This is a genomic window from Streptomyces agglomeratus (genome assembly GCF_001746415.1).
Taxonomy (GTDB): Bacteria; Actinomycetota; Actinomycetes; order Streptomycetales; family Streptomycetaceae; genus Streptomyces; species Streptomyces agglomeratus.
Genome location: NZ_MEHJ01000001.1, coordinates 5,932,878 through 5,954,017, shown reverse-complemented (window position 1 = coordinate 5,954,017; position 21,140 = coordinate 5,932,878). Strand labels below are relative to the sequence as shown.

At 71.4% G+C, this 21,140-nt stretch carries 22 protein-coding genes; 12 read left to right on the top strand and 10 right to left on the bottom strand.

Annotation, left to right across the window (positions count from 1 at the left end):
* Positions 1-29 precede the first annotated feature (29 nt).
* Positions 30-830, bottom strand: coding sequence for an MHYT domain-containing protein (locus AS594_RS25950; protein WP_069929275.1), 801 nt, complete (start codon positions 828-830; stop codon positions 30-32).
* A gap of 253 nt (positions 831-1,083) precedes the next feature.
* Between AS594_RS25950 and AS594_RS25945 the strand changes: the two genes are divergently transcribed.
* The 4 genes from AS594_RS25945 to AS594_RS25935 all read left to right on the top strand — a co-directional run bounded on the left by AS594_RS25945 (position 1,084) and on the right by AS594_RS25935 (position 4,201).
* Entirely contained in the window at positions 1,084-1,989 is a 906-nt protein-coding gene (locus AS594_RS25945; protein ID WP_069929274.1) for a glycerophosphodiester phosphodiesterase, read from the top strand.
* A gap of 41 nt (positions 1,990-2,030) precedes the next feature.
* Complete coding sequence (locus AS594_RS25940; protein ID WP_069929273.1) at positions 2,031-2,585, top strand: methylated-DNA--[protein]-cysteine S-methyltransferase; 555 nt, start codon at positions 2,031-2,033, stop codon at positions 2,583-2,585.
* Between the two features lie 75 nt (positions 2,586-2,660).
* A complete protein-coding gene (locus AS594_RS43985) occupies positions 2,661-2,855 on the top strand; it encodes a hypothetical protein (protein ID WP_141743748.1) in 195 nt (64 codons plus the stop codon).
* Positions 2,856-2,902: 47 nt separating this feature from the next.
* Positions 2,903-4,201, top strand: a complete 1,299-nt coding sequence (locus AS594_RS25935) for an MFS transporter (RefSeq protein WP_240509284.1) — start codon at positions 2,903-2,905, stop codon at positions 4,199-4,201.
* Here AS594_RS25935 and AS594_RS25930 read toward each other — a convergent pair.
* A complete protein-coding gene (locus AS594_RS25930; RefSeq protein WP_069932170.1) occupies positions 4,191-4,553 on the bottom strand; it encodes a cupin domain-containing protein in 363 nt (120 codons plus the stop codon). The genes AS594_RS25935 and AS594_RS25930 overlap by 11 nt on opposite strands.
* 120 nt (positions 4,554-4,673) lie before the next feature.
* Here AS594_RS25930 and AS594_RS25925 point away from each other — a divergent pair, with 120 nt between their 5' ends.
* Positions 4,674-6,143 (top strand): WGR domain-containing protein, encoded by a 1,470-nt coding sequence (locus AS594_RS25925; protein WP_069929271.1) that lies wholly within the window; start codon positions 4,674-4,676, stop codon positions 6,141-6,143.
* A 118-nt stretch (positions 6,144-6,261) separates the two neighbouring features.
* Here the strand turns inward: AS594_RS25925 and AS594_RS25920 are convergent, their stop codons facing one another.
* Positions 6,262-6,687, bottom strand: a complete 426-nt coding sequence (locus AS594_RS25920) for a VOC family protein (protein ID WP_069935425.1) — start codon at positions 6,685-6,687, stop codon at positions 6,262-6,264.
* A gap of 89 nt (positions 6,688-6,776) precedes the next feature.
* Between AS594_RS25920 and AS594_RS25915 the strand changes: the two genes are divergently transcribed.
* Both AS594_RS25915 and AS594_RS25910 read left to right on the top strand, forming a co-directional pair.
* Positions 6,777-7,691: a pseudouridine-5'-phosphate glycosidase gene (locus AS594_RS25915; RefSeq protein ID WP_069932172.1), complete on the top strand. Its 915-nt coding sequence runs from the start codon at positions 6,777-6,779 to the stop codon at positions 7,689-7,691.
* Positions 7,688-8,641: a carbohydrate kinase family protein gene (locus tag AS594_RS25910; protein ID WP_079148753.1), complete on the top strand. Its 954-nt coding sequence runs from the start codon at positions 7,688-7,690 to the stop codon at positions 8,639-8,641. The genes AS594_RS25915 and AS594_RS25910 overlap by 4 nt, the downstream gene beginning before the upstream one ends.
* 114 nt (positions 8,642-8,755) lie before the next feature.
* On the opposite strand, the gene AS594_RS25905 is transcribed toward AS594_RS25910, so the two are convergent.
* The 3 genes from AS594_RS25905 to AS594_RS25895 all read right to left on the bottom strand — a co-directional run bounded on the left by AS594_RS25905 (position 8,756) and on the right by AS594_RS25895 (position 10,174).
* Positions 8,756-9,415 (bottom strand): nucleoside/nucleotide kinase family protein, encoded by a 660-nt coding sequence (locus tag AS594_RS25905; RefSeq protein ID WP_069930788.1) that lies wholly within the window; start codon positions 9,413-9,415, stop codon positions 8,756-8,758.
* Positions 9,416-9,422: 7 nt separating this feature from the next.
* Positions 9,423-9,638, bottom strand: coding sequence for a hypothetical protein (locus tag AS594_RS25900; protein WP_069932174.1), 216 nt, complete (start codon positions 9,636-9,638; stop codon positions 9,423-9,425).
* A gap of 62 nt (positions 9,639-9,700) precedes the next feature.
* Positions 9,701-10,174, bottom strand: coding sequence for a cupin domain-containing protein (locus AS594_RS25895; RefSeq protein ID WP_069929266.1), 474 nt, complete (start codon positions 10,172-10,174; stop codon positions 9,701-9,703).
* Positions 10,175-10,596: 422 nt separating this feature from the next.
* Between AS594_RS25895 and AS594_RS25890 the strand changes: the two genes are divergently transcribed.
* On the top strand, positions 10,597-11,208 hold the full coding sequence (locus tag AS594_RS25890; protein WP_069929265.1) for a cysteine peptidase family C39 domain-containing protein: 612 nt from the start codon (positions 10,597-10,599) through the stop codon (positions 11,206-11,208).
* A gap of 331 nt (positions 11,209-11,539) precedes the next feature.
* Here AS594_RS25890 and AS594_RS25885 read toward each other — a convergent pair whose 3' ends face one another.
* Positions 11,540-12,271, bottom strand: a complete 732-nt coding sequence (locus AS594_RS25885) for a DUF7873 family protein (RefSeq protein ID WP_069935987.1) — start codon at positions 12,269-12,271, stop codon at positions 11,540-11,542.
* Positions 12,272-12,344: 73 nt separating this feature from the next.
* Between AS594_RS25885 and AS594_RS25880 the strand changes: the two genes are divergently transcribed.
* The 3 genes from AS594_RS25880 (at position 12,345) to AS594_RS25870 (ending at position 15,755) form a co-directional block, all read left to right on the top strand.
* Complete coding sequence (locus AS594_RS25880) at positions 12,345-12,803, top strand: hypothetical protein (RefSeq protein WP_069929264.1); 459 nt, start codon at positions 12,345-12,347, stop codon at positions 12,801-12,803.
* A 20-nt stretch (positions 12,804-12,823) separates the two neighbouring features.
* Positions 12,824-13,483 carry a DUF2293 domain-containing protein gene (locus AS594_RS25875; RefSeq protein WP_069929263.1) on the top strand — a complete coding sequence of 220 codons (660 nt, stop codon included), beginning with the start codon at positions 12,824-12,826 and terminating at the stop codon, positions 13,481-13,483.
* Between the two features lie 211 nt (positions 13,484-13,694).
* Positions 13,695-15,755: a TerD family protein gene (locus AS594_RS25870; RefSeq protein WP_069929262.1), complete on the top strand. Its 2,061-nt coding sequence runs from the start codon at positions 13,695-13,697 to the stop codon at positions 15,753-15,755.
* Positions 15,756-15,873: 118 nt separating this feature from the next.
* On the opposite strand, the gene AS594_RS25865 is transcribed toward AS594_RS25870, so the two are convergent.
* Positions 15,874-17,070, bottom strand: coding sequence for an SWIM zinc finger family protein (locus tag AS594_RS25865; RefSeq protein WP_069935423.1), 1,197 nt, complete (start codon positions 17,068-17,070; stop codon positions 15,874-15,876).
* Positions 17,067-20,015: an SNF2-related protein gene (locus tag AS594_RS25860; RefSeq protein WP_069935422.1), complete on the bottom strand. Its 2,949-nt coding sequence runs from the start codon at positions 20,013-20,015 to the stop codon at positions 17,067-17,069. Before AS594_RS25860 ends, AS594_RS25865 begins: the two co-directional genes overlap by 4 nt.
* 369 nt (positions 20,016-20,384) lie before the next feature.
* Here AS594_RS25860 and AS594_RS25855 point away from each other — a divergent pair, with 369 nt between their 5' ends.
* A complete protein-coding gene (locus tag AS594_RS25855; protein ID WP_069935986.1) occupies positions 20,385-20,642 on the top strand; it encodes a DUF6343 family protein in 258 nt (85 codons plus the stop codon).
* A 119-nt stretch (positions 20,643-20,761) separates the two neighbouring features.
* Here AS594_RS25855 and AS594_RS25850 read toward each other — a convergent pair whose 3' ends face one another.
* Positions 20,762-21,130: a tetratricopeptide repeat protein gene (locus AS594_RS25850; RefSeq protein WP_069935421.1), complete on the bottom strand. Its 369-nt coding sequence runs from the start codon at positions 21,128-21,130 to the stop codon at positions 20,762-20,764.
* Positions 21,131-21,140 lie beyond the last annotated feature (10 nt).

The window sequence follows — 21,140 nt, the reverse complement described above, 5'->3', positions numbered from 1 at the left end:
ACTGACACTCAGGTGGTGATCGCGCCGGGTCAGCCGCGCCGGGAGGTTTCCGCTGCTTGGCGCGGGATGCCGGCTCCGCCCGCCCGCTGCCACTCCCGGCGGCCCATGACCAGCTGCGGATCGAACATCACGACCACGCCGGCCAGGACCAGGAACATCAACGGCCCGGCCATCATGGGGGCGAGGTCCAGGACGGACGTCTCGCCGCCGCCGGCCGTCGCGGGTCCGTGAAGATGGACGCTGAGCGCCGCCATACCCGTGTAGTGCATGCCGCTCACGGCCACACCCATGACAAGGCCCGCGCCGAGGCTCGGCAGGAATCCGCGGACCGACACCGCCGCCCAGAGCGCCGTGGTCGCGGCCACCACGGCGATCACCACGGACAGGGCGACCGTGAGCGTGTCGTACTGGAGCTGGCCGCGCAGTCGCATTCCGGCCATGCCGAGGTAGTGCATGGACGCGACCCCCAGGCCGGTTATCGTTCCGCCGGTGACCAGGGCCATCGGCGTCACGCCGTGGTGCCCCACGATGAAGAGGCCGATGCCGACCATGACGACGGCGACGCCGAGGCTGGCGTACATCAGGGCCGCGTCGTAACGGACAGGCGTCTCCTTCACCGCGAAGCCCATCATGGCGATGAAGTGCATGCTCCAGATTCCCGAGCCGATGGCGATCGCGCCCAGTGCGAGCCAGCCGGCTTTCCAGCCGTTCCCGCGCGTGAGTGATCTGGCGGTGCAGCGCAGTCCGAGAGCGCCGCCGAGGCAGGCCATGAGGTACGCCGCGACCGGGGTGACGAGGCCGTAGCTGAATCCGTCGACAGTGCCCTGCATACTCTTTTGCGCCCTTCGGCTTCCGTCGCTGTGCGGGTGGGCCCCACTCGTGGTATGGCGGCCCGTTTCGGGCGACAGTAGGCGGATCCAGGTGATCAGTACACGCTTTCCCGGCAATTCAGCGGCAGGGAAATTGACACGTGACGTCGGCCGGTCGATTTCGTTCACTTCGTGGCCATCCTTCACCTGTCCACCGTTGACCATGTGCTGTCACTCTCGGACCATCCGTGATCACTCCACGCGAGGAGTCCTTGTGTCAGCACGCACCGCCCCGGCCACGGCCACAGCGCTCCTGAGCGCAGCCGCCCTGCTGCTGCCCGCGACGGCCGCGCACGCGTCCGCCCCCTCCGGCGCCCATGCGTCGGTCCGCCTCGGCGCCGATGACGAACCCGCCGTCATCGCTCACCGCGGCGCGTCCGCCTACGCTCCCGAGAACACCCTGGCGGCGATCGACCTGGCCGACCGGATGGGCTTCGACTGGGTGGAGAACGACGTACAGCGCACCAAGGACGGCGAACTCGTCGTCGTCCACGACGACAGCCTCGCCAGGACCACGAACGTGGAGCAGGTCTTCCCCGGCCGGGCGCCGTGGAAGATCAAGGACTTCACCGCGGCGGAGATCGCCACCCTCGACGCGGGAAGCTGGTTCGGCCCGGAGTTCGCGGGCGCGCGCGTGCCGACCCTGAAGCAGTACGTGAACCGGGTCGAGCGCAACCGTCAGAAGCTGCTCCTGGAGATCAAGAAGCCGGAGCTCTACCCGGGCATCGAGAGGGACACCCTGCGCGTGTTGCGCAAGGCGGGGTGGCTGAACCGCCACCACGTCAAGCACAGGCTCGTCATCCAGAGCTTCGGCGTGGACAGCGTGAAGGCCGTGCACGCGCAGCGCCCCGACCTCACGACCGGCTTCCTCGGGACGCCGGCGGTCGCCGACCTGCCGGAGTACGCGCGGTTCACGGACCAGATCAATCCCACGCACACCTCGATCACGGCCGACTATGTCGCGGCGGTGCACAAGCTCAAGGGCGCGCACGGCAGGCGTCTCCAGGTCAACACCTGGACGGTGAACACGGCCGCGGCGGCGACGCGGGTCGACGAGTTCGGCGTGGACGGGATCATCACCAACAACCCCGACATCGTCCGGGACGCCGTCGGCGAGTAGCCCGCGGACCATTGTCAGTGCCCGGTCGTACCGTGGTGCGCATGGACAGCGACGGGCAGGTCGTGGAGTGGGCGGTCATCGGCAGTGGCGACAGCGGCATCGGGCCGCTGCTCGTCGCCGCCACCGGCGCGGGCCTGGTGTGCGTGGCCTTCCACGCCGGTCCCGAAGTGCGCGAGAGGACACTCGCCCGGCTGGGGGCGCGGCTGGGGGCCGAGGTGGTGGAAGCGCCCGGCTCCGCGCGGCTGGCCGAGCCCGTACGGCAGTTCGCGGCGTACTTCGCGGGCGAGCTGCGCGACTTCGCGCTGCCGCTTGACTGGTCGCTCAGCTCCGGGTTCAACCGGCAGGTCCTGCGCGAGCTGGCGACGGGGGTTCCGTACGGCACGGTCGTCGGGTACGGCGACCTCGCCGGGCGGGTCGGGCAGCCGGGAGCGGCGCAGGCGGTCGGCGCGGCCATGGGGTCGAATCCGCTGCCCGTCGTGGTGCCCTGCCACCGGGTGGTGGAGAGCGACGGCGGACTCGGCGGGTTCGGCGGCGGCCTGGAGACGAAGCGGGCGCTGCTGGCGCTCGAAGGGGTGCTGCCCCAGCCGCTGTTCTGAGCGCGGGAGCCGGACGGAGGGACCGGCCGGGCATACCCGGTTCCGCCCGCCGGTAAGGGCTGGCACACTGCGGCGGTGACTACCACCCCTGCCGCACACGTGCCCGTACCCGCCTCCGTCGCCGGGTGTTCGCCGGACGACGAGAACGCGGCGACACCCAGTGATGTCCTAGCGGCCCGGGGCCCCTTCCCGCCCGGAGGGCAGGTGCGGTTCGAGGCGCCCCAGGCGTCCGCCCTCCCCCGCTACGCGGGAAGGGTGTGCGCGCCTTGACGACGACCGGCAGGGCGACGGACAGGGCGACCGAGGCAGCGGCCGCCCTGACGCCCGACGCGCTGCGCGCCCTCCAGCGGCGTACGTCCGTCGTGCTCGTCATCACCCAGATCCTGGGCGGGCTCGGCGTGCCCATCGGCATCGCGCTCGCGCCCGTCCTGGCGGTGGAAGTCAGCGGCACCGAAGCCGTTTCGGGACTCGCCCCCACCGCCTCGGTCGCCGGCACGGCCCTGCTGTCGATCCCGCTGGCCTCGCTGATGACCTCGCGCGGCCGGCGTCCCGGCCTCGTCCTCGCCTACCTGATCGGCGCGCTGGGCGCGACACTCGTGGTCGCCGCCGCCGTCCTCGGCAACTTCCCGCTCCTGCTGCTCGGCATGGCCGCGTTCGGCGCAGCGTCCTCGGCCAACCTTCAGGCACGTTTCGCCGCGGCCGATCTGGCCGAACCGGACCGGCGGGCCCGGGCGATCTCCACCGTCGTCTGGGCCACGACGATCGGCGCGGTGTTCGGCCCGAACATCGCGGCGCCGGCGGGCCGCGCCTTCACCGGCACCTCCATACCCGAGACGGCGGGCCCGTTCCTGTGGGCCGCCGGAATATTCCTCGTCACCGGCCTGGTGGTCGCCGTACTGCTGCGCCCCGACCCGCTCCTCACCGCCCGCGCCCTGGCCCCGCAGGAATCGCAGTCCGCCCAGGGCCGCTCGCTGCGCGCCGGAGTGGCGGCGGTGGCCGCGTCTCCGCGTGCCAGGCTCGCCCTGGTGACCGTGGCCGTCTGCCACACCGTCATGGTCTCGATCATGGTGATGACCCCGGTCGACCTCGGCCACCACGGAGCCGATCTCGAACTCGTGGGTCTTGTCATCAGCGGTCACATCGCCGGCATGTACGCCTTCTCGCCGGTCATGGGCTGGCTGGCCGACCGCGTCGGCCGGCTCGCGGTCATCGGTCTGGCCGCCGGACTGCTCAGCCTCGCCGCCCTGCTGGCCGGTACGGCGGGCGCCGGCCACGCCCAGACCGCCGCCGGCCTCTTCGTGCTCGGCCTCGGCTGGTCCGCGGGGCTCGTATCGGGATCGGCCCTGCTCACCGACTCGGTGCCGCAGGCCGCCCGCGCCGCGGTCCAGGGCCTGTCGGACCTGACCATGAACTCGGCGGCGGGCATCGGCGGCGCGGCCGCCGGGCTGATCGTCGCCGGGGCGGGCTACGGCTGGCTCAACGCGGTCGGCGCCTGCCTGCTGCTGCCGATGGCCGCCCTCGCGCTGCTGGCCGGCCGGAGCCGCTCCACCGAACCGGCTGCCGCACCGGCCCCCGCCAACCCCGCCGACGCGACGGAACCGGCCGCTAAAGGCTGATGTGGTACGCCTTGCGCAGGGTCTCGTGCACCGTCCAGGTCGTACGGTCCCCCTCGCGCAGCACACACGCGTCACCGGGACCGATCTCCAGGGTGTCGCCGCCCTCCACCTCGACCGTGGCGCGGCCGCTGACCACCACGAAGAGCTCGTTGGCCTCGGTGTCGGTGACCACGCCGGGCGTGATCTGCCAGATGCCGCGCACCTGCTTGCCGTCGGGGGACTCCCACAGCACCTTGCCCGTCACCACCGGCTCGCCGGACACGATCTGCTCCGGGTCGAGCGGCTCCGGTTCCAGGCCGGCGTCCGGGATGTGCACGGAGAAGGAGGGGGGAACCTGATCGATTGTCGTCATGGCGCGTCACCTTAGCGGGGGCGCCCGCAGTGCCTCACCGAGGGGCGTTGTCAGTGGTGACCTCTACTTTGGGATCAGTCGAACCGGCCGCCACGGCCGGTCCCTGGGGAGGGGTGTGCCATGTCTGCTGCCGGTGTGCGGGGAACGCGGGGAAATCAGGAAACGACGTACCTGGAGCTGTCCCAGGACGACGGCAGTGCGCACAAGTTCTACGAGGTGACCGTCGACGGGACGGCCGTTCTTGTGCGGTACGGGCGGATCGGCGCCGACGGCCAGCGGCAGACCTCGGCGTTCCCGACCGAGGAGAAGGCGAAGGCAGCGGCGGCGAAGAAGATCGGTGAGAAGGTCCGCAAGGGGTACGCGCCGGCCGTCCGTGGACAGCGGGCCGCACGGTCGGTGACCCGGCGCCAGGTGACCTCGGCGCCCTCGACGGCCCGTGCGACGGCTCCGGTGCTGTGGCGCTTCCGTACCGGCGCGACGGCCCTCGGCATCCACATCGAGGAGGACCGGTGCTGGGTGGGCAACCAGAACGGCGACGTCTACACCCTGGGTCACGACGGTGAGGTGCTCGCCAGGTACCGGCTGCCGGAGGGCGTGAAGTGCTTGGTCGCCGACGACTTCTGGATCTACGCGGGCTGTGACGACGGCCGGGTGTACGACCTGTCCTCCAAGATGCCGTTCGCCGCGTACGAGATCGCCGAGGACGTCGACATCTTCTGGCTGGACATCCACGAGGGCGTGCTGAACGTCGCGGACCGCAACGGCGGGCTGACCGTCATCGACCACGAGGACGAGTTCCAGTGGTCCCGCCGCTCGACCGGCGGCAGCGCCTGGATGGTGCGGTCGGACGAGGAGGCGGTCTACCACGGCCACACGCGCGGCGTGACGGCCTACGCGAGCGACGGGAGCGGGGAGTTGTGGCACACCGCGACCACGGGGAACGTCCTGTTCGGCTGGCAGGAGGACACGGCGGTGTACGCGGGCACTGGCCGGCACGTCGTCCAGCGGATGTCCAAGGCGACCGGCCGGATCGAGGCGACGTACCGGTGTGACGGAGCGGTGTACTCCTGCGCCACCTCCCCCGGCGGCCGCTACGTCTTCGCGGGCGACTCGTCCTCGTCCGTCTACTGCTTCGACGCGGACGGCACCCGGCTGTGGAAGCTCCGCACGGGCAGCGGCTCGGCGCTGTCCATGCAGTACCGGGACGAGAAGCTGTACATCGTCACCACGGACGGCTCACTGGCCTGCATCGACGCGAGCGAGACGGCGATCGCGGCGGCGCAGTCGGGTTCGGTGCCGGTCGCCGTCGACGTCAAGCAGGCTGCCGCGCTGCCCACTTATGAGCCGACGGCGACCGTCGCGACGGTCAGCTCACAGCCCGCCCCCGGATCGGGAGTCGTCGTCGAATGCGTCCAGGGCGCAGGCGGGCGCCTTCGGGTCCATGTGGTGTCCGACGGTTACGAGCCGTCCTGGAACGTCCAGTTCCCGCGCTCCATACGGCAGGTGGGCGCACGCTATGTCGTGGACGCGCTGCACAGCTCGCAGGGCGGCTTCTACCGGGTACGGGGCGAGATAAAGCGCCTGGTGTAGGCACTGGTCACCCGCCGTGCGCCGGCCACCGTTCCCGCCCGCCGTCCCTCGCATTCCGGCCCCCGCACCCCGTCTCTCGCCCGCCGTGCGTCAGCCACCATCCGCCATGCGGCATCGGTCATTCGTCGTAGTGGCGAGCCTCGATGATGTTGCCGTCGGGATCGCGGAAGTAGAAGGAGCGGGGGGCGGCGCCGCGGGCACCGAAGCTGTTGTGGGAGTACGGCGAGACGGGGACGCCGCTCTCCCGCAGCCGGCCGTGCAGAGCTTCGAACGCCGCCCTGTCCATGGCGAGGCACACATGGTTGACCGGATGGCCGGCCGTGCCCTCGGCTCCCGGGATGGCGTTCATGGACCCTGCCATGGTGAGCGGGGCGAGGTCGAACAGGGACCGGGCGGAGACCCGCACGGAGGGGAAGGGCACTTTGCCCTCGGCGAACTCGGCGACGCGTTCACCGGTCAGGCCGACGGTCTTCTCGTAGAACTCCACCGAGGCGAGGGGGTCGTTCACCCACAGAACGACGTGATCGAGATGCGTTTCTTTCATCCCCACAGCCTCCGGCGTGATCGTCGCCGGACACAAGGGGCGCGCCGCGTGACGTTTGAGGGCCCGGCCTGCGCGCCAGGAATGGGGACATGCCTGACACCGCACTTCAGATGTCCGGGGAGGTCCGGGAGGCGCTGGAGCAACGCCGTCCCGTCGTAGCTCTCGAGTCGACGATCATCGCGCACGGTCTGCCGCGTCCACGCAATCTGCGGGTCGCGGAGGAGCTGGAGGAGGTGGTACGCACTACGGGCGCCGTTCCCGCCACCATCGCCGTCCTCGACGGCAGAGCCCATGTCGGGCTGGACAAGGCTCAGTTGGAGAGGGTCGCCAACGACGACTCGGTACGCAAGCTGGGTCACCGCGATCTCGCACCGGCACTGGCGGCGGGCGCGAGCGGGGCGACGACCGTGTCGGCGACGGCGTTCCTTGCCGCCCGGGCCGGCCTGCGTGTCTTCGCCACCGGCGGGCTCGGCGGGGTACACCGGGAGTGGACCGAGACGCAGGACGAGTCGGCGGATCTGGGACTGCTGGCACGGACGCGGATCACTGTGGTGTGCGCCGGGGTCAAGTCGATCCTCGACGTTCCGGCGACGCTGCAACGGCTGGAGACGCTCGGCGTGGGTGTCCTCGGTTACGGCACCGATCACTTCCCGGGGTTCTACCTGAGCAGTTCGGGCCGGCCGGTCGACTGGACCGCGCGGACGCCCGGCGAAGTGGCGGCGGTGATGCGTGCGCAGGACGCGCTGGGCGGGGAGGCGGCGCTGCTCGTCGCCAATCCCGTACCGGAGGCCGAGCAGCTCGACCCCAAGCTGCACGACCGGGTACTGACCGAGGCGCTGGCGGAGTGCGGGAAGCGGGGGATCACGGGGCAGGGCGTCACTCCGTTCCTGCTGGACTATCTGGCGCGGGAGACGGGAGGGGCTTCGCTGGAGGCCAACCTGGCGGCCGTGCGCGGCAACGTACGACTGGCGGCGCGGGTCGCGGCCGCGTGGACGCGGGCATGAGTGAGGACACGGGAGGGGGAGTGGAAGGGGGCGCCCATGAGCGTGGGAACGGCGGCTCGGCGGGCGCACTGCTGGTGGTCGGCGATGTGGTCACCGATGTCGTGGCCCGCCATCGCACGCCGCTGGTGCGGGCGACCGATACGGCGGCGGAGATCAGGACACTGCCGGGCGGGGCGGGTGCCAACGTGGCCTGCTGGGCGGCGTACTCGGGACTGGCGGACGTACGGATCCTGGCGCGCGTGGGGACGGACGCGGGTGGCTGGCACGAAGAGCAGTTGCGGGCTGCGGGCGTGCGTCCGCAGGTGGTGCTCGACGGGGAGGCGGCGGCGGCGACCGTGATCTCCCTGGTCGACGCCACCGCCGAGCGCACGTTCCTCACCGACAGCGGCGCCGCGCTGCGCCTCTCCACCGCCGACTGGTCCGCGTCCCTCCTGGAGGGCGTAGCCCATCTCCACATCTCCGGCTATCTCTTCTTCGCCGGTACGAGCCGGGAGGCGGCCCGTCTGGCGCTGCGGGAAGCCCGGGAGCGGGCGGTGCCGGTGAGCGTGGACCCGGCGTCGGCGGGGTTCATCGCGGAGCTCGGGGTGGACCGTTTCCTGGAGGCGGTGACGGGGGCGGACGTGCTGCTGCCCAATGAGGACGAGGCCCGGCTGCTCACCGGGTTGCCGGATCCGGCGGACGCCGCCGCCAAGTTGAGCCGCCACTTTCCGGTGGTGGCCGTCACTCTCGGCGCGGGGGGTGCGCTGCTCGCCGCCGGTGGCGCCGTGCACGAGCGCGTTCCGGCCGTCGCGGCGAAGGCGGTGGACACGACGGGTGCGGGCGACGCGTTCGCGGGGGCGTTCCTGGCGGCGCGCCTCGCCGGTGCGGACGACGCGGGAGCGGCGGCGGCGGGATGCCGGGCAGGGGCACGTGCGGTGGCATCGGTGGGCGGAAGACCGCCGATGCCGTGACGGGATCGGCGATGCCGCATTGAAGGGGACGCCAGGGTCTGTGGGCCGGTGAGGGGGCGGGTGAGAGGTGGGCCGGTGAGGGTGGGCCGGTGAGGGGGCGGCTGGGAGCGCACCTCAGCGCCGCAGGCCCGTCCAGGCCGGATGCCGCGGGTCGTCCGCCCGTACGAGTACGTCGGCGGCCTCCGCCGGGCCCACCTCCCGTTCGTAACGGGCAAGGGCAGGCAGCGTCCACTTCGCCCCCGCCGCCGTCCTGCGCTCCAGCGCGCCGGGTGACAGCCGCACATGCACGGTCAGGTCGAACGGAAACCAGTGCCGCAGGAGCATCGGCCCGTGCAGCAGCAGCACACCGCCGGGTGGGAGTTCTACGTACGGACTGCGTGTCGCCCGGTCGGTGGCCGGGTCCCACAGGTCGGGCAGTACGCGCCCGCTGCCGCCCGGCTCCAGGGGCCCGAAGACCTCGCGCCAGAGGGCGCCGGTGTCGAACCATCCGTCGTAGTACGAGTCGGGGTCCTTCTTGCCGAACTCGTAGCGCAGCGATGCGGGCCGCAGGAAGCCCTCCTCCGTACCGACGACCAGGACCGTCCGGCCGCGCAGCCTCAGCGCTCCGGCCAGCCGCTCCGCGATCTCACCGGTACGGGCGGCAGACGCGCCGTCGACCGCCACCCTGTGCCACCGCGGCGGCGAGGGCTGCTCACTGCCCTCCGCCTTCCGGCCGCAGAGATGGTCGGCGAGGGCGTCGGCGAGCCGCTCCCAGGTGATCGCCTCGAACCGCATCGTCACCTCACGAGGTCAGGCCGGGCGAACCCGGTTCCGCCCCGCCCGCGAGCACCGCACCGCGTTCCGCGATCAGGTCCTGGCAGGCACGCAGGCCGGGCCTCGGCGTGACGCCCGAGGAACGGACGGCGAAGACCGCCTGGACCGAGCGCTCCTGGACGATCAATTCGTCCACTTTGTCGCGTACGGCGGCGGGCAGTGCGGCCCAGAGTTCGGAAGTCATGGCACCGACCCTAGTCGCACTCCCTCCGCGGCCCGCCCGACCCGGTCCCCGGCCGCCCCTCTCTACTCCCCCGCCGCACACGCCGGCGGTTCGGCGTCCACGGACAGCGGACTGCCCGCGGGCAGCATGTAGGTCACGTACAGCACGACCGGCTCCGTCCCGAGGTTGCGTCCTATGTGCCGGTGCTTGGGGCCGGACGATTCGATGAAGGACTGACCGGCGGTCGTCGTCTCCACCGAGCAGTCGTCGAACGTCCGCGACAGCGTGCCCTTCTGTACGACGGCGATGAGCTGCCCCGGGTGGTGGTGCCAGCCGGTCGAGCCGCCCGGGGCAATGGTGATGGTGCGTACGACCACATCGGTGACCCCCCTGGCCTTCACCTTCATGGTCCCGGCGGAGGTTCCGGTGGCGAGCACCGTGCCACTCACTCCACTGCCGGGCGTCGCGAGCGCGGCGGACGGCACCATGCCGAGCGCGGCCACGCACCCGCCGAGCACCATGCCCTTGCGCCGGCACGTCAGCTCACGGGTCCGCATGAACCGCAACAACCCCAAGAATCCCATCGAGACCCTCCAACTCTCGTGCATGGCAAGAGGATTCGAGCGGAGTCCCCGTCGCCTGAGCCGCCGAAACGGCCTCACCGTATCCGAGACACCACCCCAGGCCACAGGGGTTGGGCACGACGGTTGTCCGGGAGATCGGAAGGCCGTTCGGCTCCCACGGTCGCCGCCGCCACTCCCGTACGCTGATGATCTGGATGCGGTGATCAGCCGTATCGGCCGCTTCCGGAGTGGAACCCCCAGTGACCAGCCCAGCCGACTCCCCCATCTCCCCCATCTCCCCCGCCTCACCCATCCCACCCAGCCCTCACATCTCGCCCAGCCCTCACGCCCCACCCAGCCCTCACACCTCACCCATCACACAGACCGCCCCCAGCACCACATGCACCACCTGCCACATGCCCCTCCACACCCAGTTCGCTTCCCCGGACCTGATCGAGCAGATCGTGTACGGGGGCCTCGACCCGGCGGCGGACCCGGCATGGGAGTCCTCGGGTGCGGCGACGGTGGAGGAGTACGCCCGGTGGTGCGGCCACCTCTGCGGCATCACGTGCCTGCGCATGGTGCTCGGTCCGGACGCGCCCTCCCTCTTCGCCCTCCGTGACGGGGCGCTGAAGTATGGCGCGTACACGCAGGACGAACGGGGCTCGATCCGGGGTCTGATCTACGCCCCGCTGGCGGCGTACGCCGAAGGGGAGCACGGCCTGTCCGCCACGGTCCACCGCCATCTGACCGCGCCGGAGATCCTCGGCCTCCTCGACCGGGGCCGGACCGTGATGGCGTCGGTCCACTACGAGATCCGCAACCCGGACCAGGAACCGCCGGGCAAGGGAGGCCACTTGGTGCTGATCACGGCCCGTACGCCCGACGGCGAAGGCATCCACTTCCACAACCCGTCCGGCACGACCGCCGGCACGCGAGCGGCGGATCTGCCGCTCACCACGTTCGTACGCTTCTTCGCGGGCCGCGGGGTCTCGTTCCAGAACGCGGAAGCGGGCCCGGGGGCGTAGCCGGCCCCCGAGCCCTGTTCAATGCCGCCCGTCTGGCACGCCGTCCAGTAACGGGACCAGGTCAGTCTTCATGTCGCCGTGTCATGCCTTTAGACCACCGCGGACCGAGCTCCACGGGCCGGAATTGAACCGGCATCTCGACGTGCGGGGCCTGGGCCCGGTTGGAACGGCGATCGGCAGCGAATGCTGAGTCTGGAGCAAGAGTCTGAGATTGATCGCGGCGCACGTCCGGCATCCGGTCGCACACCACGGCAGTCACGACGAACTTCAGTTTCAGCTTGCGCTCCTCGCGCACCCCGGGCGCACGATGGCGCCCGGGGAGTCAATGAGGCTACCCGAACAGGTAGCCGAAGACGGCGTCTCCCACCCGCTGGTCGACGACCTCGGCGCCATTCGCCTCTTCCCGCGCGAACTTCACGGCCTGCTGGAGCTTCTCCACCCGGTCGAGCAGCTCGTTCACGCGGCGGGCGGTGAGGGCCCCGGAGAACTTCACGGTCGTCCAGTACCCGACCGGAATGTCCTCGTAGTACACCTCCACCTGAGCCGGGTGCTTGTCGGTCGCCTCCGCCTTCACGTGGTTGCGCGGGACCTTCTTCGTACGGAGGGTCCGGACCGCGTCCGTCTTCCAGTCGTCGGTCGACGGGTCCAGCGTCCATGCCTCGGACGCATCGAGCACCGGCAGCTTGCGCACGAAGGCGTTGATGTCCGCCAACTGCTTCTCCAGGAAGAGCAGATAGGGAACCGGCGCCTGGCTCACCAGCACCCGCCCGTCGACGGTCACATCGGCGCGGGCGGTGCAGTTGGCCCAGTCCTTGGTGGCGGTCACGTCGAACAGCCGCGTCAGCGTCTTCGCGGTCTCCCGGAGCACGTCCTCGGCCCTGACCTGGACACGCGTGGACTCGGGCGGCAGCTGCTCGCCCTCTTCGTCCTTGGCCTGGTACGTACGCGAGATGCCCGCGAGCAGGGCGGGCTTCTGGAGGCTGCGCTGGGCTGCCGTCAGGTCCTGCTGCGCCTTGGACTTGACGCCCTTCTCGACTGCGATGATCTGATTGAGTTTCGCCACGTCCATGACGCTAGCAACATCAACTGCCTGAACTCGAACGATTATTCACCAGGCCCGGGGAGAACACACCGCCATGGGGACAGCCCTCATCGCCGTCATAGGCACCTTGCTCGGCTCGGTCGCCACGCACCTCTTTCAGCGTCAGGCGGCCGACCGGACCGCCGCCCTGGCGCGCGCCGAGCAACTGCGCCAGGAGCGGATTTCCGCGTACAGCGCTTTCGCCGGCGCGCTCGTGGACTACCGCCGTGCGCAGAACGACCGCTGGCACCGCAAGGCGGAGGCGCCGGACAGCGCCGATGCCAAGAACTCGCGGCTCGACTCGTACCCGCTGCGCTCGTCCGCCCGGCAGGCGCTGATCCGCGTGCAGCTGGTCTGCGCGGACCGGGAAGCGGTACGACTGGCCCAGGACGCGCTGGAGTTCACGCACAGCATGCACGGGGCGGCGGACGAGCCGGAACGCGCCCGCCGCTCCGAGCAGGCGAAGGAAGCCCTGGACGGATTCATCGACGCCGCGGCGCCGAGCGTGCGCTGACAGCTGGGTACGCTCCCCGTATGGACCTGGTGGCGATCGAACCAGAACCACACAAGCGGAGACACTGCGCCGAGTGCCGCCAAGGCCCTCTGCGCTTCCACACCCTTGAGTTCAACGCGGTGATCTGCCTCGACTGCGCCGACCTGGCCCACCTCGTGTACCTCCCGCGGGGCAACGCGGCCCTGACGCGCAGAGCCCGCGAGGCGAGCTCGCTCTGGGCGGTCGTGATCCGCCACAGCCGGCGCCGCAGACGTTACGAACGCCAGGGCCTCCTGGTCGAGGCTCCGGCCCTGGCCCGGGCCGAGAGCGCCTGCCTGGCGGACGCCGAAGTCCGCGCCCGCCGCCGCGCCCGCGACGCGGCCCGCCGCGCGGCCGAGGACGTACGCTTCACCGCCGCCCTGACCACCGAGATCCTCCGCCTCTTCCCCTCCTGCCCACTCCCCCGGGCCGAGGCCGTCGCGGCCCACACCTCGCAACGCGGCAGCGGCCGCGTGGGCCGCACCGCCGCGGGCCGCGCACTGGACGAGGGCGCGGTAACGGCGGCGGTACGGGCCGCCGTCCGCCACGAGGACACCCCGTACGACAACCTGCTGATGAGCGGCGTCCCGAGGAACAAGGCGCGGGCGCGGGTGGCACCGGCGATAGAGGCGGTCCTCACGGCCTGGCGGTCAAGGCCGTGACCCGGACACGTCCGAAGCCGAACGTCCCGGAACGTGTGTGCCCCCGGCACCTCCTGGTCGAGACAGTTCGTGCAGACATATGCTATAGGAACACGGTTGGCCGATACGCTCTCATTCCGCTTCCGTGGGCATCCCCGGAAGCGTTGAGGGAGGGCTGCCCAGGCTCCGCCGTGCAGCCCTTGCACCGCCTGGGGGGCTGCACGTGCACGAGATGACCAAGGGTGCCAACGTCGCTCTGGCAACGCTCAGCGAGAACACCGGATCCGTCACCATCAGCCTGGAATGGAGCAGCCCCAACGGGGACGGGGACGCCGACGTCTCCGTACTGCTGCTGGGTGCGGACGGAAAGGTGCGCAGCAATGCCGACTTCTTCTTCTACAACAACCCCGCCGCGGCCAACGGCAGCGTGCAGCTCCTCGGTCAGACGCCGACCGGCAACGGTAACGAGGACCGCATCCAGCTGGACCTCACCGCCTTACCCTCCGACGTCGAGCGGGCCGTGGTCGCGGCCAGTCGCCATCAGCGCGCCGCCTTCGGCCAGTTGGAGAACCTCCGCATCACGCTGACCGACGCCGGCGGCGAGCGGCTCCTCGGCTTCTCGATCTCCGGGGCGAGCGTGGAGAGCGCGTTCGTGTTCGGGGAGATGTACCGGCGCAACGACGAGTGGAAATTCCGGGCCGTCGGACAGGGTTACGAGACAGGGCTGGCCGGGCTGGCCACCGACTACGGCATCGAGATCGACGATGACGACGAGCAGGACGCGGAGGCCCCGCAGGCGGAGCCGGAGGGCAAGAAGGAGCGGGAAGACGTCTCCGGTGCGGCGCCGCCGGCCTCGGCCGGTGTCCCGGCGCCGAGGCCGGCAGGGCCCGTCGTGGACGCTCCGGCCGCCGACGTTCCGGTGATCGCCACGGCTGAAGCCGGCCCTGCCACCGCTGCGGCCGGGCGCCGGCTGCGTACCGCCAGGAAGAAGGTGACGCTCCCCAAGGCGCCCCGGAAGTCACTGGCGGAGAACGACTCCTGGCGAAGCGCGCGGCTGTTCCCCGCTTCCTCCCTCAAGAACGACAGGGAGCGTGAGATCCGGGCGACCTCCATCCTGCTGTCCGTCATGGCTCATGTGCCGGAGTTCGGCCGGCGCCTCACCGCCGGTTTCGGGGCGCCGTCCGGCCACATCGAGACGTTCACGGAAGTCACGCTGCCGAACGGCGACAGCCCCAGGCGACCGGACGGCATCATCCGCATCGAGCGCGCGGGCAAGCTCTGGACGGCACTGGTGGAGACCAAGACCAACGGGAATCCGCTCAAGGCCCAGCAGGTCCAGGACTACATGGACATCGCTGCCCGACGCGGGTACGAAGCCGTGATCACCCTCTCCAACGATGTGGCACTCGAAGGCAGCCCTCTCGTCCTCGTCAAGGTCGACGGCCGGCGAAAGCACAAGGTGGCCCTGTGGCACCTGTCCTGGGCCGAGGTAACCCATCAGGCTCAGATGCTGATCCGCCACGAAGGCGTACGGAACGAGATCCGTGCCTGGATGCTCCAGGAACTGCTCCAGTACCTCCAGCACGAGAACTCCGGTTGCCACGGCTTCCAGAACATGGGGCCTGCCTGGGTACCGGTACGCAACGGCATCGACCAGGAGACCCTCTGCCCGGGCGACCAGCGCGCCGTGCTCGTCGTCGAGAGCTGGGAACGGCTCATCCGGCAGGTCTGCCTGAGGCTGGGAGGTGAGCTCGGTGAGAAGGTCATGCCGGTCCAGCGCGCCAGGCGGGGAACGGATCCGCAGTCCCGGCGCACCGCGCTCGCGGAGCGCTTCTGCGAGGACGGGCGGCTGCACGCCGAAATCCGCATCGACGGAGCGGCCGGAGTGCTGGCTGTCACCGCGGACCTCCGGCTCGGCAAGCTGCGCACCTCCATCGACGTCGCGGCTCCCGATCAGGTCTATCCGCTCAGCAGAGTCAAGCGTCTGCTGAAGCAGCTCGTGGAAGCACCGGCCGACCTGCACGTGCAAACCCTGCTTGACGGTCAGGGGGCAGGCCCGCGCGGCACACTGGAGAAGCTGCGGCCGGAACCCGGGGATCTCGTCCCGAGGAATGCCGGACAGATTTCCGGTTTCCGGCTGTCCCTCTCCAAGAGCGTGGGCAGCACGCGGGGCAACGCCGAGTCCGGATTCATCCGCAGTGTCGACGACGCGGTGGACCGCTTCTACTCCAGTGTGATCGTGCACTTGGAGGCATGGGCCGGCCGCCGGTCGCCGGAGGGGGCACCGGCCTGAGTGGCCCGCACGGTCATGACGGCCGAAGACTGGCGCCGGGACCGCGCGCACGGGCCACGGCACGACGGTCCGCGGACGAGGGTCGCGGGCGGGCTGGATCACCTCGCGGGCGCGGGCGTCAGGTGTCGAGCAGTTCGGTCAGTGCGCCCACCGGGTCCGGGTCCGGGGCGCCCGTGGGCCACCAGTCGTCCGTGCCGGGGTCGGATTCGTAGGGGTACCAGCGGTCGTCCCGGCCGAGGCGGAGCTGGATGCCGCGTTCCGCGTCGCTGAGGCGGTTGCGGTGGGGCCGCAGGCGGGGGAGGTCGGCGGCGGCCAGGGCCGGGCGGGCACGGTCGAAGGGGCCTGCTGGTGGGTCCCACGGGGTTTCGAGTACGGACAGGCCGGTCAGGCCCCCCTGCTGCCAGGCGGCCACCGCGCGGGCGAGATCGGTGGGGCTGCGGTCGTGGGCCGCGGCCAGGGTGGCGTACAGCTTGCGGGTCGAGGCGGTCAGGCCGGAGCCGGGCTGGGCGGCGGCCAGCCGGACCGCGTCCTGCCAGGGGGTGAGCGCCGCTGTCGGGTCGGTGCCGGTGGTGAGGAGCGTGTGGGCGCGGGCCGCCGCGTCCGTGACGAGGAGATCCAGGGACAGGGGGTCCGGAGCGCCCCGCGTGCCGGGGTACGCGCCGGACGCGTGGCCCGGGTGCGGGGGTACGGGCAGCGGGCCCGGGAGCGGTGGCAGCGTACGCGGGGTCAGGGCCGCTGCTGCCGGTACGCCCGGGAAGGGCGGGGGTGCGGGCTTCTCGCGGGCGGAGTGGGCCGCGTTGCGGCGGGCCAGCTCGTCGAGGAGCTCACGCTCGGCCCGCCCGCGCATGAGGAGCAGGACGAAGGGGTCCGCGTCCAGGAGGCGTGCGGTCTCGTAGCAGACCGCCGCCGCGTGCTTGCACGGGTGGCCGCGGTCCGGGCATGAGCAGGACGGGACCAGGTCGCCGGGGGCCGGCAGCAGGTCCACGCCCACCTCGGCCGCCGAATCCACCAGGGAGTGCGGCATGTCCTTGTCGAGCAGGGCCGCCATGTGCGCCGGATCGGCCGCGGCCATGGCGAGGAAACGGTCCCAGTCGTCGTCGGAGAGCGTGCGCAGGCGGATCTCCGTACGGTACGGGCGGGGGCGGCTGCCCCGTACGTACGTGATGATCCGCCCCGGCGTCACACTGATCGCGCCGACGTTGCCCTCGCCGGCGTACGCATGGCCGCGGGCCAGGCGGGCGGGGTCGAGCGAGAGGGCTTCCAGGGCCTCGACCCAGGCGTTGCCCCACCAGCTGCCGGCGCTGTTCGCACTCATGACGGCCTCCGCAGCGAGACCAGATCGGCCAGTTCACGGTCGGTCAGTTCCGTCAGAGCCGCTTCTCCGCCGCCGAGGACGGCGTCCGCCAACGCCCTTTTGGACGCGATCAGTTCGGCGATACGGTCCTCGACTGTGCCCTCCGCGACGAGCCGGTGCACCTGCACCGGCTGCGTCTGGCCGATGCGGTACGCCCGGTCGGTCGCCTGGTCCTCGACCGCCGGGTTCCACCAGCGGTCGTAGTGGATGACGTGGGCGGCCCGGGTGAGGTTCAGGCCGGTGCCGGCCGCCTTCAGGGAGAGCAGGAAGACGGGGACCTCTCCGGACTGGAAGCGGTCCACCATCTCCTCGCGCCGGGCCACGGGCGTTCCCCCGTGCAGGAGCTGGGAGGGGACCGCGCGGGCCGTGAGGTGGTCGGCGAGCAGGCGGGCCATGGTCACGTACTGCGTGAAGATCAGGACCGAGCCGCCCTCGGACAGGATCGTGTCGAGAAGCTCGTCGAGGAGCTCCAGCTTGCCGGAACGGCCCCTGAGCCGGCGCGTGTCCTCCTTCAGATACTGCGCCGGGTGGTTGCAGATCTGCTTGAGGGAGGAGAGGAGCTTCATGACGAGACCTCGGCGCGCGATGCCCTCCGACACCTCGATGGCCGCCATCGATTCCCGTACCGACGCCTCGTAGAGGGATGCCTGTTCGCGGGTGAGCGAGACGGGGTGGTCGGTCTCCGTCTTGGGCGGCAGCTCCGGCACGATGCCCGGGTCGGACTTCTTGCGGCGCAGGAGGAAGGGGCGTACGAGCCGAGCGAGGCGCTCGGACGCCTCGTCGTCCTCGCCGCTCTCGACCAGGCGGGCGTGGCGGGCGCGGAAGGACTTGAGCGGACCGAGCAGGCCCGGCGTCGTCCAGTCGAGCAGGGCCCACAGTTCGGAGAGGTTGTTCTCCACCGGGGTGCCGGTCAGGGCGATGCGCGCGGGGGCGGGGATGGTGCGCAGCGCCTTGGCCGTGGAGGAGTACGGGTTCTTGACGTGCTGTGCCTCGTCGGCGACGACCATCCCCCAGGTGTGGGCGGCCAGTTCGGGCGCGCTCGTACGCATCGTGCCGTACGTCGTCAGGACGAAGCCGCCGTCGGGTTCCCCGGCGGTTTCGAGCGTGCGGGCCGTGCGGTGGAAGCGTCGTACGGGGACGCCCGGCGCGAAGCGCTTGATCTCCCGCTGCCAGTTGCCGAGGAGGGACGCGGGACAGACGACGAGCGTGGGCGCTCTCCGGGCGCGGCGGAGGTGGAGGGCGATGACGGTGATCGTCTTGCCGAGGCCCATGTCGTCGGCCAGGCAGCCGCCGAGGCCGAGGGAGGTCATCTGGTCCAGCCAGGCGAGCCCGCGCAACTGGTAGTCGCGCAGGGTGGCGTCGAGACCGGGCGGCTGGGCGACCGCCGTCGACGTGCCGGGGCCGTTCGTGAGCCGGTCGCGCAGGGCGGCCAGGGCGCCTACGGGGACCGCCTCGACCTGCTCGCCGTCGACCTCCGCGCTGCCCGTGAGAGCTGCCGCCAGTGCGTCCACCGGCTGCAACAGTCCCAGCTCACGCTTGCGTGCCTTGCGCACGAGCGCCGGGTCGACCACGACCCACTGGTCCCGGAGCCGGACGATCGGGCGGTGCGCCTCGGCGAGGGCGTCCATGTCCGCCTCGCTGAGCGGCTCGCCCCCGACCGCCAGCTGCCAGCTGAAGGCGAACAGCTCCTGGGCGTCGAAGAAGGATGTGCCGTCGGTCGCCGATCCGGGCGCGGGGCGGACGACCGCGGTCGCCGTGAGGGTACGGGCCAGCTCCCTGGGCCAGTGGACCGCTACGCCCGCCGCGCCGAGCCTGGCCGACGCCGGGCCCAGCAGCTCGTACAACTCGTCCTCCGACAGAGCCAGTACGTCAGGAACCGGGCGCTCGAGGAGGCGGCCGAGCGGCGCCCACACACGGGCCGCGCGACGCAGCGCCAGCACCGCGTCGATGCGGGCGCGCGGACCGAAGCCCTCCCTGCCGCCGCCCGACCACAGGGCGGCCGCGTCGATGACGTGCGTCGGGTCGGCCAGGCTGTGGACCTGGACCAGGGCGGTGCCCGCCCGGCGTTCGGCTCCGGCGTTCTCGCTGTCGCCGCTCACGCTGTCTTCGTACCGGCTGCCGCCGTACTCGCTTCCGTCGTGCCCGCTGCCGTCCTTCCCTTCGACGTGTGCTTCTTCGTGCGGCGTCTCGTTCGCCGCGCTGTCGAAGAGCTCGAACTGGGACAGGTCGAGGCGCAGCGATACGCGCACCCCCGCGTCCATTCCCGCCGCTACCTCCGCCGCCCACTCCCGCAGGCCGGGGAGGTGCTGCGCGGCGCGTGCCGCGAAGGGCGCGCCGACGGCGTAGGCCGCCGAAGGCGTCCGGGGCAGGGTGTCCACGACCGCGTCGAGGAACGCCTTCACCAGGGCCTCGGGGGCGGGGAGCTGGAGGGGCGTACGGCCGGGCAGCGGGACGGCGTGGGCCTCGGGGGGCATGGCCGCGGCGATGGCCCGTACCTGCGCGATGTCGTCGGCGTCGAGCGGCCCGGCCCGCCAGGCGTCGTGGTCCCCGGTGGTGAGTCCGGGCAGCAGCCGGCCCCGCGCGGCGAGGTGCAGGGCGTGCAGCGCGGCCGCGCCCCAGCAGCGGGTGGCTGGGTGCGCGGCGGGGTCGTGACGGGCTCGGGCCAGCAGGGGCAGCGCGTCGGAGAGAGAAAGGAGGACGGCGGGCACCGTGTGAAGGGGTACGGGGCTGTCGCTGGTGCTGTGGCCGCGTACGGGGGCGCCATCGGTGCCGTGCCGGCGTACGACCGTGATCTCGGTGGTGGCGTCGGGCGGCGTCCCGCCGTCCGGGTCCCAGAGGGCGATCCTGCCTTCGCGCGGCAGCTCGGCGGGCAGAAAAACCGCGGCGCGACGTCCCGTATACGTCATCACTCCCCCCGTCCCCGCTCGTCGTCCGTGGCGTACTCGTGGCACACGTGGCGTTCGTGGCCTTGTGTTCCTGTCCACGTGCGAGTCTACGGTCGGGGTCTGACACCGGTCCTGGATCATGGCCCGGCGCAGGGGAGGCGGCGGCCTACGCATGAACCATGTCTCCGAAGCCGGTCTTGTCGAAGCTCTCCGACGCCGACGCGTGGCCGACCAGCTTGGGCTACGCACTCGCTACGGCCCGGGAAGCCGTGGGCCTTGTGCTTGCACGGACAAGAACGCGCCGCGCCTCGGAACTCATGGCCGGATCATGAGCGACTTCCTGCCCGGGCGGGTACACGTCCTACGGGAAGAGGGCGATTCATCATGATCATGCGTACGGGGAGTGAACCCAGGACCGCGCGCAGTCCCCTGCGGCTGCGGCTGTGGCTGAGCCTTTGGGGCCTGCTCTGGACCGTCGGCGGAGCGTTCGCCTTCGCCTCCACCGGCCGCACCGGCTGGGCCATCGCCTGCGGCTGCCTCGCCCTCGTCGTCACCGCCGACCTGGTGATGGTCGTACGGCACATGCGTCAGGGCCCGCACTACCAGCCCGGCCGCGACGTCCCGCCGTACGATCCGCCGCGTCCGTAGACCTGTGTCCGTGGACCTCTGCGGACCTCCGTGGACCTGTGTCTGTGGACCGGTGTCCGCAGATCTGGGCCTGTGTCCGCAGACCTGTCCGGCCGTCCCTCCGGGGTGTCGCCCCCGGGTCACTCGTCCGCGTCGAATTGCGCCGCCGCCAGATACTCGGGCTTCGGGTCGAGCGCCGCCGCCAGCCTGAAGTGCCGTTTCGCCCGGTCAGCGCGCAAGGCACGCTCGTACGTCCGGGCCAGGGCGAAATGAGCGAACGCGTTGTCCGGCTCCCGCTCCAGAACGAGCTGGAATTCGAGCTCCGCCGAGCGCAGTTGGGCGGACGCGAAGAAGGCGCGCGCCCTCAGCAGACGGGCCGCCGTGTTCTCCGGATGGGCCGCGATGACCGAGTCCAAGAGCTTCACGGCTCCGCGTGGATTGCGTGCGGCCAGCAGGTGCTCCGCCGCGCGGTAGTCGATGATGTGGGTCTCCGGGCTGCTTTCGGGCACACCGGCTTCC